Source organism: Citrobacter sp. RHB35-C21 (assembly GCF_013816515.1).
In the GTDB taxonomy this organism is placed as follows: domain Bacteria; phylum Pseudomonadota; class Gammaproteobacteria; order Enterobacterales; family Enterobacteriaceae; genus Citrobacter; species Citrobacter braakii.
The window spans coordinates 925,129-939,481 of record NZ_CP057147.1 but is presented as its reverse complement, the minus strand read 5'-3'; the positions used below and the strand labels follow the sequence as shown (position 1 = coordinate 939,481).

General features: G+C 50.7%; 14 protein-coding genes. 9 read left to right on the top strand and 5 right to left on the bottom strand.

Going from position 1 to position 14,353, the window contains the following annotated elements; all coding sequences use genetic code 11:
• The first annotated feature begins 6 nt into the window (after positions 1–6).
• The 5 genes from HVZ39_RS04630 to HVZ39_RS04610 all read left to right on the top strand — a co-directional run bounded on the left by HVZ39_RS04630 (position 7) and on the right by HVZ39_RS04610 (position 4,878).
• Complete coding sequence (locus HVZ39_RS04630) at positions 7–600, top strand: XTP/dITP diphosphatase (RefSeq protein ID WP_181633269.1); 594 nt, start codon at positions 7–9, stop codon at positions 598–600.
• Positions 593–1,729, top strand: coding sequence for a radical SAM family heme chaperone HemW (hemW, locus tag HVZ39_RS04625; RefSeq protein ID WP_047357839.1), 1,137 nt, complete (start codon positions 593–595; stop codon positions 1,727–1,729). The genes HVZ39_RS04630 and hemW overlap by 8 nt, the downstream gene beginning before the upstream one ends.
• 313 nt (positions 1,730–2,042) lie before the next feature.
• Complete coding sequence (locus tag HVZ39_RS04620; protein WP_016157444.1) at positions 2,043–3,029, top strand: TRAP transporter substrate-binding protein; 987 nt, start codon at positions 2,043–2,045, stop codon at positions 3,027–3,029.
• Positions 3,030–3,073: 44 nt separating this feature from the next.
• Entirely contained in the window at positions 3,074–3,577 is a 504-nt protein-coding gene (locus tag HVZ39_RS04615) for a TRAP transporter small permease (RefSeq protein WP_065554317.1), read from the top strand.
• Positions 3,577–4,878, top strand: a complete 1,302-nt coding sequence (locus HVZ39_RS04610; RefSeq protein WP_016157446.1) for a TRAP transporter large permease subunit — start codon at positions 3,577–3,579, stop codon at positions 4,876–4,878. The genes HVZ39_RS04615 and HVZ39_RS04610 overlap by 1 nt, the downstream gene beginning before the upstream one ends.
• A 63-nt stretch (positions 4,879–4,941) precedes the next feature.
• Here HVZ39_RS04610 and ansB read toward each other — a convergent pair whose 3' ends face one another.
• From ansB to trmB, 4 genes are all read right to left on the bottom strand, one after another.
• The gene (gene ansB, locus HVZ39_RS04605) at positions 4,942–5,988 is read right to left on the bottom strand and encodes an L-asparaginase 2 (RefSeq protein WP_016154404.1); all 1,047 of its coding nucleotides are present in this window, start codon (positions 5,986–5,988) and stop codon (positions 4,942–4,944) included.
• 188 nt (positions 5,989–6,176) lie between these two features.
• Positions 6,177–6,896 carry a DUF2884 domain-containing protein gene (locus tag HVZ39_RS04600; RefSeq protein ID WP_016154405.1) on the bottom strand — a complete coding sequence of 240 codons (720 nt, stop codon included), beginning with the start codon at positions 6,894–6,896 and terminating at the stop codon, positions 6,177–6,179.
• Between the two features lie 49 nt (positions 6,897–6,945).
• Complete coding sequence (locus HVZ39_RS04595; protein WP_016154406.1) at positions 6,946–7,272, bottom strand: YggL family protein; 327 nt, start codon at positions 7,270–7,272, stop codon at positions 6,946–6,948.
• Positions 7,272–7,991, bottom strand: a complete 720-nt coding sequence (trmB, locus tag HVZ39_RS04590) for a tRNA (guanosine(46)-N7)-methyltransferase TrmB (protein WP_016154407.1) — start codon at positions 7,989–7,991, stop codon at positions 7,272–7,274. Before trmB ends, HVZ39_RS04595 begins: the two co-directional genes overlap by 1 nt.
• A gap of 160 nt (positions 7,992–8,151) precedes the next feature.
• Here trmB and mutY point away from each other — a divergent pair, with 160 nt between their 5' ends.
• The 4 genes from mutY (at position 8,152) to HVZ39_RS04570 (ending at position 12,154) form a co-directional block, all read left to right on the top strand.
• Complete coding sequence (gene mutY / locus HVZ39_RS04585; protein ID WP_181633268.1) at positions 8,152–9,204, top strand: A/G-specific adenine glycosylase; 1,053 nt, start codon at positions 8,152–8,154, stop codon at positions 9,202–9,204.
• Between the two features lie 27 nt (positions 9,205–9,231).
• Positions 9,232–9,507, top strand: a complete 276-nt coding sequence (locus tag HVZ39_RS04580) for an oxidative damage protection protein (protein ID WP_016154409.1) — start codon at positions 9,232–9,234, stop codon at positions 9,505–9,507.
• A 94-nt stretch (positions 9,508–9,601) separates the two neighbouring features.
• Entirely contained in the window at positions 9,602–10,687 is a 1,086-nt protein-coding gene (gene mltC / locus HVZ39_RS04575) for a membrane-bound lytic murein transglycosylase MltC (protein WP_016154410.1), read from the top strand.
• Between the two features lie 210 nt (positions 10,688–10,897).
• Positions 10,898–12,154 (top strand): nucleoside permease, encoded by a 1,257-nt coding sequence (locus tag HVZ39_RS04570; protein ID WP_016157449.1) that lies wholly within the window; start codon positions 10,898–10,900, stop codon positions 12,152–12,154.
• A 55-nt stretch (positions 12,155–12,209) separates the two neighbouring features.
• Here HVZ39_RS04570 and HVZ39_RS04565 read toward each other — a convergent pair whose 3' ends face one another.
• On the bottom strand, positions 12,210–14,345 hold the full coding sequence (locus HVZ39_RS04565; protein ID WP_181633267.1) for an ornithine decarboxylase: 2,136 nt from the start codon (positions 14,343–14,345) through the stop codon (positions 12,210–12,212).
• Positions 14,346–14,353 lie beyond the last annotated feature (8 nt).

Sequence of the window (14,353 nt, the reverse complement as noted above, 5' to 3'; positions counted from 1 at the left end):
TATCCCATGCAAAAAGTTGTCCTCGCGACCGGCAACGCCGGTAAAGTGCGTGAACTCGCCTCTCTTCTGAGTGATTTCGGTCTTGATGTTGTTGCCCAAACGGATCTGGGTGTTGATTCTGTAGAAGAGACCGGGCTGACGTTTATTGAGAACGCCATTCTGAAGGCACGCCATGCCGCGCAAATTACCGGTTTACCCGCCATTGCTGATGACTCTGGTCTGGCGGTAAATGCCCTTGGCGGCGCGCCGGGCATCTATTCAGCCCGCTATTCCGGCGAAGATGCAACCGATCAGCAGAACCTGGAAAAACTGCTCCACACCCTGCAGGATGTTCCTGATGACAAGCGCCAGGCACAATTCCACTGCGTGCTGGTGTATATGCGCCATGCAGACGATCCAACACCTGTGGTTTGCCACGGACGCTGGCCGGGCGTTATTGCCCGTGAACCTGCCGGAAACGGTGGTTTTGGCTACGACCCAATCTTCTTTGTGCCCTCTGAAGGGAAAACCGCCGCCGAACTGACCCGCGAAGAAAAGAGTGCGATTTCTCACCGCGGACAAGCACTGAAGCTGCTGCTGGATGCCCTGCGTAATGGTTAAGCTTCCGCCGTTAAGTCTTTACATTCACATCCCGTGGTGCGTGCAGAAATGCCCGTACTGCGACTTCAACTCGCATGCGCTTAAAGGCGAAGTCCCTCATGACGACTATGTGCAGCATCTGCTGAGCGATCTGGATTCTGAGGTGGCCCACGCCCAGGGCCGTGAGGTAAAGACGATTTTTATCGGTGGTGGTACGCCGAGCCTGCTTTCTGGCCCGGCAATGCAAACGCTGCTCGACGGCGTGCGCGCACGGCTGAATCTCGCCGCTGATGCAGAAATCACGATGGAGGCGAATCCCGGTACGGTGGAAGCCGATCGCTTTGTGGATTATCAACGTGCTGGCGTAAACCGTATCTCCATTGGTGTACAGAGCTTTAGCTCCGCCAAACTCGAACGTCTGGGACGTATTCACGGGCCGGAAGAAGCCAAACGTGCAGCGCACCTGGCGAGCGGTCTGGGACTACGCAGCTTTAACCTCGACCTGATGCACGGTTTACCGGATCAGACGCTGGAAGAGGCGCTGGGCGATTTACAGCAGGCCATCGCGCTCAACCCACCGCATCTTTCCTGGTATCAGTTGACCATCGAACCGAATACGCTGTTCGGGTCCCGACCACCGGTATTACCGGACGACGACGCGCTGTGGGATATTTTTGAGCAAGGCCACCAGTTGCTGACCGCCGCGGGGTATCAGCAGTACGAAACCTCAGCCTACGCCAGACCGGGTTATCAGTGTCAGCACAACCTAAATTACTGGCGTTTTGGCGACTACTTAGGCATTGGTTGCGGCGCGCACGGCAAAGTCACTTTCCCAGACGGTCGCATCCTGCGCACTACCAAAACGCGACATCCGCGCGGATACATGCAAGGACGTTATCTGGAAAGCCAGCGAGATGTCGCCGAGGCCGATAAGCCGTTTGAGTTTTTTATGAACCGTTTCCGGCTGCTGGAAGCCGCGCCTCGCGCGGAGTTCACGCAATATACCGGGCTTACCGAAGACGTTATTCGTCGACAGATCGATGAGGCCATTGCCCAGGGCTATCTGAGTGAATGCGATGAATACTGGCAGATTACCCAACACGGTAAGCTATTTTTGAATTCTCTGCTGGAGCTGTTTCTGGCGGAGTAATCTCTGTGCGCCTGTCGGCGCATTTTCTTCTACAAATTCCTCTAAATATTGTACTCGGAAAAACCGAGTGCAATGCACGTCATTTATTGACAATAACCATATTAATTATTTTATTCATTTTAAATAGCCTCTTCACCAACATAAATATATTGAACACAGCGCACAAAATAAGATCAAACTGCTGCCATGCAAAAGGTATGTGATCTATATAGTGGATAGATGTCTGACAACTATATTAATTTATCATACAGAAAAAGGTGAACCATCATCAGATGTCAACCAATTACTGTACCTTAAAGCACGGAGCTTACTTATGAAAATCAAAACCTTTTCCCGCTCGCTAGTCTGTGCGTCCTTGTTGGCGCTACTTAGCACTGGCGCAAATGCTGCTGAAAAAGTGACTCTAAAACTGGCACACAACCTTGAACGTAGCCATGTGGTTCACCAGGCTTTCGAAGAAATGGCCAAAGAGGTAAAACAACTCTCCGACGGTAAAATGATTGTACGTATATATCCCAGTAGCCAAATGGGTAATGCCCGAGAAACGATGGAGTTGTTACAAAATGGCGCGTTGGATATGACAAAAGGTTCTGCCAGTGATTTAGAGTCATTTGATAATATTTATGCCATTTATAATTTACCTTTCTTATTTAAAGATCAAAACCATTTCAATAACGTTGTATTTGGTGAGGTAGGTAAAGACATTATGGAATCCACAAAAGAAAAGGGATTCTTTGCGTTATCTGCTTACGTTGCCGGCACGCGTAGTTTTTATGCCAAAAAACCTATTACCAAACCAGAGGATCTGAAAGGTCTGAAAGTCCGCGTTCAACCCAGCCCCACAACCATTAAAATGGTTGAACTGATGGGCGGATCGCCGACCCCCATTTCCTTCGGTGAGGTTTATACCGCTATGCAACAAGGTGTAGTGGATGGCGCAGAGAATAACGTTCCATCGTGGGTGCAAACACGTCATATCGAAATAGCTAAAGTCTTCTCCGAAGATGAGCACGCCTCTATTCCAGATTTTCTCGTTATCTCAACCAAAACATGGAATAAGCTGACCCCGGAGCAACAACAGATCCTTCGTCAAGCGGCTAAAAATTCCGAGGCTTATCAACAAAAGTTGTGGGATAAAATCGATGCTGATACCCGCGCTCAAGCAAAAGCTATGGGTGGCGAGATTATCAAAGTTGATAAAGCCCCTTTCCGCGCCGCTGTTCAACCGCTGTTTGATGACTTCAAAAAAGACCCAAAACATGCAGCCCTGCTGGCGAAGTTTGAAGACGCAGTACAATAACCCTTTGGGCCATTGATTGGCCCTGTTTCACCAGGAAACTCACCATGATATTTAACCGCCTTAAGCTTGCGGTAGACCGCGTCATTGCCGCATTTTCGGTCATCGTAATGATTGCGCTGGTAGTGTGCGTAGTCTGGCAAGTTTTTAGCCGCTACGTGCTCAATCAGCCCAGCACCTTAACTGACGAACTGGCACGCTTCTTAATGATCTGGGTCGGATTATTAGGTGCAGCCTATACCGTAGGCGCCCAGCGCCACCTGTCTATCGATCTACTGTTCATGTCGATTAATAAACGTAAACAGGCGTTATTGAGCTTATTCATTAATCTGCTGATTTTTGGCTTTGCAGGTTCAGTCATCGTTACAGGCGGTATCAAGCTGATTAATAAAACGCTGGCAACGGTGCAAGTTTCTGCGGCCATGCAAATTCCAATGGGTTACGTGTATATCATCCTGCCGCTCAGCGGCGCAGTCATGATGTTCTATGCCCTGTGGTTTATTCACCAAAATATTCAGCAACTGAAACAATCTTCGCAGGGAGTAATTTGATGGAAGGCTATATCGCACTAACCCTGTTTGGCTGCTTCTTTGTCTTGGTGTTCATTGGAGTACCTATTTCGTTCTCCATCGGTATCGCCACTGTAGCCTCAATGCTGCTGATGTTTCCTTGGGATGTTGCCGTTATCACTGTCTCTCAACGTCTGGCAAACGGATTAGATAATTTTGCCCTATTGGCGATCCCGTTTTTCATTTTCGCAGGTACGCTGATGAACAGCGGTGGGATCGCCATCCGGCTAATTAACCTGGCGCAGGTGATGGTTGGGCGAGTTCCCGGCTCACTTGGTCATGTCAACGTGCTGGCAAACATGATGTTTGGTTCGATATCCGGCTCTGCCGTTGCCGCTGCTGCAGCCGTTGGCGGTACGCTTAATCCTATTCAGACAAAGCAAGGATACGACCCAACCTTCTCGACAGCCGTTAACGTTTCCTCCTGTATTACCGGGCTGTTAATTCCACCATCAAATGTGTTAATTGTGTTTTCTCTTACTGCTGGCGGTGTTTCAGTTGCTTCGTTGTTTATGGCGGGTTATTTACCAGGGATCCTGATGGGGCTTTCGATCATGGTGGTATGCGCCATTATCGCCAAACGCCGTGGTTATCCCCTGTCGGAAAGACCAACCTGCGCACAGGCAGTAAAAGCACTTCTGGATGCGCTACCGAGTCTGTTACTGGTCATCATTGTGATGGGGGGTATTTTAGGTGGGATCTTTACCGCAACAGAAGCCTCAGCGATTGCGGTCGTCTACACCTTCATTCTCTCGGTGCTGATTTACCGGGAAGTAAAATGGCGCGATTTACCAAAGCTGATCCTGGAATCAGTCGTGATGACCTCTATCGTACTGTTACTGATCGGCTTCTCTGTCGGCATGTCCTGGGCGATGACCAATGCCGATATTCCCTACATGATCAGTGACACATTAATGGGTATTTCCGATAATCCACTGATCATCCTACTGTTAATCAATATTGTACTACTGGTTGTTGGGATCTTTATGGATATGACACCAGCAGTCCTGATCTTTACCCCCATTTTCTTGCCAATCGCTCAAGAGTTAGGTATGGATCCGGTACATTTCGGCATCATGATGGTCGCCAACCTGTGCATTGGTCTGCTGACACCGCCGGTAGGAAGTGCATTGTTTGTAGGCTGTTCGATTTCTGGCGTGAAGATCCAGCAATTGATCAAACCCCTGCTGCCGTTTTACGCCGCATTGCTGGTCGCACTCATGATGATCGTATACATTCCACAGATCTCTCTGTTTATTCCACAGATGCTGGGGTTGATGTAAATACGAAGAGTAACTGCCTCTGGAGAATGCCCCAACGCTACGGTAGGGGCATTTTTTATGCCATTAATACTGATTAAACATTTCCTGGATCTGCTTAGGATCCTTGGTTTGGGTCAGAGCCAGTTGCAGCAGAACACGCGCTTTTTGCGGGTTCAGAGAGCCTGACGCCACAAATCCGTATTTCGCATCATCAACTTCAGCATCCTGGGTGGTAGCGCCCGTTGGTACACGGGATGAACGCACCACAACGGTACCTTTATGCGCGGCAGTGGCCAGCGTATCGAAAATGGTTTTATACAGATTACCGTTACCTACACCCGCACTGACGATCCCGGCGTAACCCGCGTCTACCAATGCTTTAGCTGGCAGATCGGAGGCGTTAGCGTAGTTGTAAACAATCCCAACTTTCGGCAGCTCGGTCAGCTTGGATACGTCGAACGGCGTGGATGTGGTGTGCTTACGCGCAGGCGTACGCTGGTAGTCGATTTTACCGTTATGGATATACCCCAGCGGACCATAGTTAACGGATTTGAAAGTAGCGACATCCGTAGTGTTAGTTTTGGTCACGTCGCGACCATCCATAACGGTGTCGTTCATCACCACCAGCACACCACGGTTGGCAGAGGCTTTGTCTGCGGCGGTTACCACGGCGTTATACAGGTTGAACGGGCCATCAGCGCTCATACCCGTAGACGGACGCATTGCGCCGACCAGCACCACCGGCTTGTTGCACTTGACGGTGAGATCGAGGAAATAGGCGGTTTCTTCCATGGTATCCGTACCATGTGTTACCACGAAGCCGTCAGTTTTATCACACTCGGTATTAATCTTTTTCGCCAGCGTTAGCCAGACTTCGTCATTCATATCCTGGGAGCCGATGTTTACCACCTGCTCGCCTTTCACAACGGCGATATCTTTCAACTGAGGTACGGCATCAACCAAATTTTCTACGCCGACTTTGCCTGCCGTGTAGTTAGATTTTGTTGCAGAGTCACCACCGCCGGCAATCGTCCCGCCGGTAGCTAAAATAGTGATGTTTGGCAGTGCAAGCGCCGCGCCGCTGAAACCCATAACCAGTGCGGCAAGTGCCGTTCTCTTGAAAAACTCCATGTTATTTCTCCAGTTACTTGAATTTGCAGCATTATGTCTATCTTACAGATGAATAATGTGACGCCATCCAATTAACCAGATTTATATCTCCATCAAATTGTTATTCTTAGAGATGGATATCAAAAAAACAGAAAAATACAAAATAAAACGACACAGAATGTTTCTGTGCCGTTAAAAAGAGGTGAAGATTATTTCAGATTGCTAACCAGCGTCTTACGATCGTTTTCCAGCGTCACGACGCGGGCACAAACATCTTTGCCAAACTGCTGGAAGTCTTGTTCCTGATTCTTCCATTCGTTCTGAATTGAGGTTTGCAAACCTCCGAGGCTTCCGAGCACGCCCTGCAGCGGATTACCACCGCCTTTGAGCACGGCTTTCGCCCCCATCTCGTTGATGCTGTCCTGCAAAATACCGCCCATCGCCTGATTGACCAGCTGTTGTCCATCCGCGCGGACCTGATCAATCGCCTTATAATGGAAGGTCAGGCCGTCAGTGCGATGCTCAATAATGCGGTTCATCTGCTCTTTCAATTGCGCATCCAGCTTAGTTAAGCGGCCACGCATGTTGCTGCTTTCGCCGACCTCTTTGGCAATGATTTTATCCAGCGCCACGCGACCTTTCTCCACGCGCGCTCTGGCACCTTCGTCAATCCACGGCAGGCTGCTACGCAACGCCGCCTGATAATCTTTGGCCTGTTCACGCTGCGCGGCGTTCAGGTTGTACTGTTTACCGTTAAAGGTGACATCACCGGCCTGGGTAATGACCAGGTTGCCGTTCTCACCCTTCACCTGTACCGTTTGTGGACTCAAAATCACATCGTCACGTGGGGTGACGCTGCACTGATAATCAGCATGTGCGGCCATCGCCGTGAACGTTAGGACTGCCGCCAGCAGCGTTTTGCGCATCATATCTTTCCCTCAATACAAATTGGGCCGGCATTTGCCGACCCTTTGCTACTTAGTCCCACCAAATATCGAAAAGTTCGCTGGTGCGCACTTCTTCGAGTTTGTGCTCTTCCAGCCACTTACGCACGATAGCCTGATGTTCTTCGGTGCATTTGCCGATTTCCTGCAGACAGATCAGACCTTCCCAGGCCAGATAGCCGCTGCCGTCAAAGGCCAGCTTGTTCGGTTCGATAACTTCATTGATAAAATCATCAACGATTTGATCGACCTGCTCTCCAGATGTACCTTCCGGGAAACGCCATGCAACCGAAAATCCTACTTCCTGGAATTCGTCGATGTGCATTTTTTTACGCAGACGACGGCTACGGTTCTTTGCCATTATTTCACCCTCTCGAACATTAAGTCCCATACGCCGTGGCCAAGACGATGACCACGTTGTTCAAATTTGGTTACCGGGCGCGATTCCGGGCGCGGTACATAATCGTTACTCTCTGACTGGTTTTTATACCCGTCAATCGAGGACATCACTTCAAGCATGTGCTCCGCATAGGCTTCCCAGTCGGTTGCCATGTGGAACACGCCGCCCAGCTTCAGCTTGCTTAGGATATGCTCAGCAAACGGTACCTGAACGATACGGCGTTTATTATGACGTGCTTTATGCCACGGGTCAGGGAAAAACAGCTGAACCATAGATAAAGAATTGTCAGGAATCATTTTATGCAGGACTTCGACGGCATCATGGCACATGACACGCAGGTTCTCGACGCCCTCTTCATGAGCTGAAGCCAGACACGCGCCAACGCCCGGTGAGTGAACCTCAATGCCGAGGAAATTTTGCTCCGGACGCGCTTTCGCCATCGCCACCAGCGAAGCCCCCATACCAAAACCAATTTCAAGCGTGACTGGCGCATCGCGACCAAACAGCGCAGCGAAATCCACAGGTTCTTCGCTGAACTCAACGCCCATCACCGGCCAGTAGTTTTCCAGCGCGTGTTCCTGCCCTTTCGTCAGTCGCCCCTGGCGACGAACAAAACTACGAATCCGGCGCAGCGGGCGGCCGTTTTCATCAAATTCCGGTGAAATGACGTCGTTCTTCATAAAAGTTTAGTCTGCTGTGTTTGAGTTCTGAAAACGGGCATTATCCAAAGTTAGTTGCCGGATGCAAGTAAAGGAAGAAAGTGAGCAGCGGAAAGTTCCGGTTTACACCCCGTTGCCGCTGTGCTGCAATCTTGCCCCCGGCAATAATGAAACGGTAATCATGCAAGCGTCTCAATTCTCGGCTCAGGTTTTGAGCTGGTACGACAAATACGGGCGGAAAACGCTGCCCTGGCAAATTGATAAGACGCCTTACAAAGTATGGCTCTCTGAGGTGATGCTGCAACAAACTCAGGTTGCGACCGTTATCCCCTACTTTGAGCGCTTTATGGCGCGCTTCCCAACGGTAACGGATTTAGCCCATGCGCCGCTGGATGAAGTCCTGCATTTATGGACCGGGCTGGGCTATTACGCTCGAGCGCGTAATCTGCATAAAGCCGCGCAACAGGTTGTGACGCAGCACGGCGGCTCATTCCCGCAAACCTTTGATGAAGTGGCCGCCCTGCCAGGCGTCGGACGTTCAACTGCAGGCGCGATCCTTTCGCTCTCCCTGGGTCAGCATTTTCCGATTCTTGACGGTAACGTCAAACGTGTGCTGGCTCGCTGTTATGCTGTAAGCGGCTGGCCGGGTAAAAAAGAGGTCGAAAAGAAACTGTGGGAGTTGAGCGAGCAGGTTACGCCAGCCCATGGGGTTGAGCGGTTTAATCAGGCGATGATGGATTTAGGCGCCATGGTCTGTACGCGCTCAAAACCCAAATGTTCCCTGTGTCCGTTGGAAAATGGCTGTGTGGCGAGCGCCAATGCAAGCTGGGCGCTGTACCCAGGTAAAAAACCCAAACAGACATTACCAGAACGGACGGGCTATTTTTTACTGATGCAGCATGAAAACGAGGTGTTGCTCGCGCAGCGACCACCCAGCGGCTTATGGGGTGGCTTATACTGTTTTCCGCAGTTTGATGATGAGGATGGGCTACGCGACTGGCTGGCGCAACGGCAAATTAACGCAGATAATCTGACCCAACTTAATGCGTTTCGCCATACCTTTAGCCATTTCCACTTAGATATTGTGCCTATGTGGCTTCCCGTGTCCTCATTCACCTCATGCATGGATGAAGGCAACGCGCTCTGGTATAACTTAGCGCAACCGCCGTCGGTCGGACTGGCGGCCCCCGTGGAGCGTTTGTTACAGCAATTACGTGTCGGCACACAGGTTTAACGTACCGGTCGATAAAGAGGATTTTTTATGAGCAGAACGATTTTTTGCACTTTCCTGCAACGCGAAGCAGAAGGACAGGATTTTCAGCTGTACCCGGGCGATCTGGGAAAACGCATCTATAACGAGATTTCTAAAGAAGCATGGGCGCAATGGCAGCATAAACAAACCATGCTGATTAACGAGAAGAAACTCAATATGATGAACGTTGAACACCGTAAGTTACTGGAACAGGAGATGATTAACTTCCTGTTTGAAGGTAAGGATGTGCATATTGAAGGCTATACGCCTGAAGAAAAAAAATAAGCATCGCTTGCTGGCAATCTCGTAGGCCGGATAGGGTGCTTGCACCGCCATCCGGCAAAACGATACAACAACAAACACAACACGCACTCCCGGAATGATGAAAAAATTTCTCGCGCTTGCCGTTATCGCGCCGTTGCTCATCTCCTGTTCCAGTTCGACCAAAAAAGGCGATTCCTATAACGAAGCCTGGGTCAAGGATACCAACGGTTTTGATATTCTAATGGGGCAATTTGCCCATAACATTGAGAATCTGTGGGGATTTAAGGAAGTGCTGATTGCGGGTCCGAAGGACTACGTAAAGTATACCGATCAGTATCAAACCCGCAGCCATATCAATTTTGATGACGGTACGATAACCGTCGAGACCATTGCCGGGACAGATCCAGCCGGACATCTGCGTCTAGCGATTATCAAGACGTTGCTGATGGGTGATGATCCGGGTTCTATCGACCTCTATTCCGATGTCGACGACATTAAGATTTCCAAAGAGCCGTTCCTGTACGGGCAGGTAGTCGATAATACCGGCCAGCCTATTCGTTGGGAGGGACGTGCAACCAATTTTGCCAACTACCTGCTACAAACGCGACTGAAAAAGCGCAGCAATGGCTTGCGTATCATCTATAGCGTGACGATCAATCTGGTCCCAAATCACCTTGATAAGCGCGCGCATAAATACGTCGGCATGGTACGTCAGGCTTCACGTAAGTATGGCGTCGACGAGTCGCTGATTCTGGCCATCATGCAAACCGAATCCTCGTTTAACCCGTATGCGGTCAGCCATGCCGATGCGCTGGGACTCATGCAGGTGGTACAACACAGCGCCGGAAAAGATGTGTTCCGTTCCCAGGGGCGCTCAGGCACGCCAAGCCGTAGCTTCTTGTTTGACCCGGCCAGCAACATTGATACCGGTACTGCCTATCTGGCAATGCTGAATAATGTCTATTTGGGCGGCATTGATAATCCGACCTCGCGTCGCTATGCGGTGATCACCGCGTATAACGGCGGCGCGGGCAGCGTGCTGCGCGTGTTCTCGAACGATAAAATACAGGCCGCAAACATCATTAACAGCATGTCCCCTGGGGACGTTTATCAAACGCTGACCACCCGACACCCATCTGCTGAATCACGCCGATATCTTTACAAGGTCAATTCCGCACAAAAATCATATCGTCGCCGCTAATGTATCCCTCTCTTGCCCCCTAAAACGGGGGCCTGAAGAGGGAAAAACGTTAACTCCATCACTCTTTTGCTTTGCAATCCGAAATTGTTTGCAAATATTTGTCACAGGTAACAAAAAAAGAGTGCCTCTCGTTGATAGAATCACATCATATAGCCACGGCAAATGTGCCTTTTAAAACATTCATCCGCATTACGGTGTGAGGAAATTAACATGAATCTTAAGCTGCAGCTGAAAGTTCTCTCGTTTCTGCAGTTCTGCTTATGGGGTAGTTGGCTCACTACCCTCGGCTCCTATATGTTTGTCACCCTTAAATTTGATGGTGCATCCATTGGCGCGGTGTACAGCTCGCTGGGGATCGCCGCCGTGTTTATGCCTACGCTGTTAGGGATCGTGGCTGACAAATGGATCAGTGCGAAATGGGTGTACACCATTTGTCACCTGGTCGGCGCAGCAACGCTGTTCGCCGCAGCGGAAGTCACCACGCCAGGCGCCATGTTCTTTGTGATCTTGCTTAACTCCCTGGCCTATATGCCAACGTTGGGGTTAATCAACACCATCTCTTACTATCGCCTGCAATCAGCCGGGATGGATATTGTTACAGACTTCCCGCCAATCCGTATCTGGGGCACCATCGGCTTTATTCTGGCGATGTGGGCGGTAAGCTTCTCCGGCTTTGAACTGAGCCATATGCAGCTGTATATCGGCGCGACGCTGTCCGTCGTATTGGCGCTGTTTACCCTGACGCTGCCGCATATCCCGGTCGCCAATCAGCAGAAAAACCAGAGCTGGTCTTCCATGCTGGGTCTGGATGCCTTCGCGCTGTTTAAAAACAAGCGTATGGCGATTTTCTTCATCTTCTCTATGATGCTGGGCGCAGAGCTGCAAATTACCAATATGTTCGGTAATACCTTCCTGCACAGCTTCGATAACAATCCGCTGTTCTCCGGCAGCTTCATCGTTGAACACGCGTCAGTGATGATGTCGATTTCGCAGATCTCCGAGACGCTGTTTATCCTGACCATCCCGTTCTTCTTAAGCCGTTACGGTATTAAGAACGTGATGCTTATCAGTATCGTGGCGTGGATGCTGCGCTTTGGCCTGTTTGCCTACGGCGATCCAACACCGTTTGGTACCGTGCTGCTGGTTCTGTCGATGATTGTTTACGGCTGCGCCTTCGACTTCTTCAACATCTCTGGCTCCGTGTTTGTAGAGAAAGAAGTTCGCCCTGAAATCCGCGCCAGCGCACAAGGCATGTTCCTGATGATGACCAACGGCTTCGGTTGTATTCTGGGCGGTCTGGTGAGCGGTAAAGTAGTTGAACACTATACGCTGAACGGTATTACCGATTGGCAGACCGTGTGGCTGATCTTCGCAGGTTACTCGCTGGTTCTGGCTTTTGCCTTCGTTGCGCTGTTTAAATACAAACACGTACGCGTTCCGGCAGGCGCCCAGACTATCGCGCACTAATCTTTATTGATTAAATAGGGTCACCTGATGGTGGCCCTATTTGGTCAGATGACGCTTACTTCAGAACATATCCATACAGACGTTTAATACCGTCTGCATCCGTTTCACTGTAAACCCCTTGCAGCTCCGGCGAGAAGCCCGGCAGCAGGTTTATGCCCTCTTCCAATGCCAGGAAGTAACGTTGCACCGCCCCGCCCCATACTTCGCCCGGTACCACGCACAGTACGCCCGGAGGATAAGGCAGCGCGCCTTCTGCCGCAATGCGACCAGCGGCATCACAAATACGCACCAGTTCAACATCACCGCGGATAAAGGCGCTGTTAGCATCCTGTGGGTTCATCGCCACGGTAGGTAAACTCTCCTGACGGAACATCGCTTTTTGCAGATCTTTCACATCAAAGCTGACGTACAGTGAGTGCATCTCCTGACACAGTTCACGCAGCGTGTAATCCCGGTAACGTACCGGATACTTGTTGAAGATGGTGGGCAGCACGTTTGCCAGCGGCGTATCGTCTTCAATATGTTGTTCAAACTGCGCCAGCATCGCGACCAGTTGCGCCAGTTTCTCAGCGCTTTCTGCCGGGGTCAGCAGGAACAGAATCGAGTTAAGGTCGCATTTCTCCGGCACGATACCGTTTTCACGCAGATAATGCGCCAAAATCGTCGCCGGAATACCAAACTCAGTATATTGCCCGGTTTGCGCATCAATGCCCGGAGTGGTTAACAGCAGTTTGCAGGGATCGACAAAATACTGGTCGCGTGCATATCCAGAAAAACCATGCCATTTAGCACCAGGTTCAAAGCTAAAGAAGCGACGCTCGCTGGCAATCACCTGTGTCGGATAGCTTTCCCACGGTTTGCCATCTACTACCGGAGGAATAAACGGTTGAAGCAGCTTACAGCGGGTAATAATCGCTTTGCGGGCCTCGATCCCCAGCGTCACACATTCCTCCCATAGCCGACGGCCGCTCTCGCCTTCATGGATTTTGGCGTTAACGTCCAGCGCCGCAAACAACGGGTAAAACGGGCTGGTGGAAGCATGCAGCATAAACGCATTGTTCAGACGCTTATGCGGGCAGAAGCGCGCCTGGCCGCGAATATGGTTATCCTTTTTATGGATCTGCGAGGTTTGCGAGAATCCGGCCTGCTGTTTGTGTACCGACTGAGTGACAAAGATCCCCGGATCGTTAGCATTGAGCTCTAGCAGCAGCGGCGACCCATCGGCCATCATCGGGATAAATTGCTCGTAACCGACCCATGCGGAATCAAACAGGATGTAATCGCACAGGTGACCGATCTTGTCGATCACCTGCCGGGCGTTGTAGATCGTACCGTCATAGGTACCCAACTGAATGATCGCCAGACGGAACGGGCGCGGTTGATCAGCCTTTTGCGGCGCAACTTCTCGAAGTTGCTGGCGCAGATACTCCTCATCAAAGCAGTGCTCATCAATGCCGCCAATAAAGCCAAACGGATTACGCGCCGCTTCCAGATAAACCGGCGTAGCACCCGCCTGGATCAGCGCTCCGTGGTGGTTCGATTTATGATTGTTGCGGTCAAACAGCACCAGATCGCCGCGCGTCAGCAGCGCATTGGTGACCACTTTATTGGCCGCAGAGGTCCCATTCAGCACAAAGTAGGTTTTATCCGCGTGGAAAACTTTCGCAGCAAATTTCTGCGCATGTTTCGCTGATCCTTCATGAATCAACAGATCGCCAAGCTTAACGTCAGCGTTGCACATATCCGCGCGAAACAGATTCTCACCAAAGAACTCATAGAAATGTCGGCCCGCAGGATGCTTCTTAAAAAACTCACCGTGTTGGTGTCCCGGGCAGGCAAACGTGCTGTTCCCCATTTCGACATACTGGGTAAGCGTGTCATAGAACGGCGGCAGCAGCTCTTCCTCATACTGACAGGCAGCAGATTCCAGCTCCAGCCAGTCCTGGGCCTGACCGCGAATTACCGCATTAACGCCCGCAGGCACATCAACATCAGACTCTGCGAACAGAAACACAGGTAGATGAAAACCGGTGCGTTTCAGCAAAGCCAGGATCCCACTGCGGCTGTCCGCAACGGTAATGACGACTGCCGCAACGTCAGTAAAATCGGTACTGTCCAGCGACACCACCTGACGATGGCTGGACAGACGAGAAACCAGTTCACTACTGGCGGCAATTTTCATTGATTTCATAAGCGCAA

Coding starts and splice junctions, on each gene's coding strand:
- mltC (WP_016154410.1), top strand. CDS start 9,602: ATGATGAAAAAATTTCTCGCGCTTGCCGTTATCGCGCCGTTGCTCATC.
- HVZ39_RS04570 (WP_016157449.1), top strand. CDS start 10,898: ATGAATCTTAAGCTGCAGCTGAAAGTTCTCTCGTTTCTGCAGTTCTGC.
- HVZ39_RS04610 (WP_016157446.1), top strand. CDS start 3,577: ATGGAAGGCTATATCGCACTAACCCTGTTTGGCTGCTTCTTTGTCTTG.
- HVZ39_RS04600 (WP_016154405.1), bottom strand. CDS start 6,896: ATGATGCGCAAAACGCTGCTGGCGGCAGTCCTAACGTTCACGGCGATG.
- HVZ39_RS04565 (WP_181633267.1), bottom strand. CDS start 14,345: ATGAAATCAATGAAAATTGCCGCCAGTAGTGAACTGGTTTCTCGTCTG.
- hemW (WP_047357839.1), top strand. CDS start 593: ATGGTTAAGCTTCCGCCGTTAAGTCTTTACATTCACATCCCGTGGTGC.
- HVZ39_RS04630 (WP_181633269.1), top strand. CDS start 7: ATGCAAAAAGTTGTCCTCGCGACCGGCAACGCCGGTAAAGTGCGTGAA.
- HVZ39_RS04580 (WP_016154409.1), top strand. CDS start 9,232: ATGAGCAGAACGATTTTTTGCACTTTCCTGCAACGCGAAGCAGAAGGA.
- HVZ39_RS04615 (WP_065554317.1), top strand. CDS start 3,074: ATGATATTTAACCGCCTTAAGCTTGCGGTAGACCGCGTCATTGCCGCA.
- trmB (WP_016154407.1), bottom strand. CDS start 7,991: ATGAAGAACGACGTCATTTCACCGGAATTTGATGAAAACGGCCGCCCG.
- HVZ39_RS04595 (WP_016154406.1), bottom strand. CDS start 7,272: ATGGCAAAGAACCGTAGCCGTCGTCTGCGTAAAAAAATGCACATCGAC.
- mutY (WP_181633268.1), top strand. CDS start 8,152: ATGCAAGCGTCTCAATTCTCGGCTCAGGTTTTGAGCTGGTACGACAAA.
- HVZ39_RS04620 (WP_016157444.1), top strand. CDS start 2,043: ATGAAAATCAAAACCTTTTCCCGCTCGCTAGTCTGTGCGTCCTTGTTG.
- ansB (WP_016154404.1), bottom strand. CDS start 5,988: ATGGAGTTTTTCAAGAGAACGGCACTTGCCGCACTGGTTATGGGTTTC.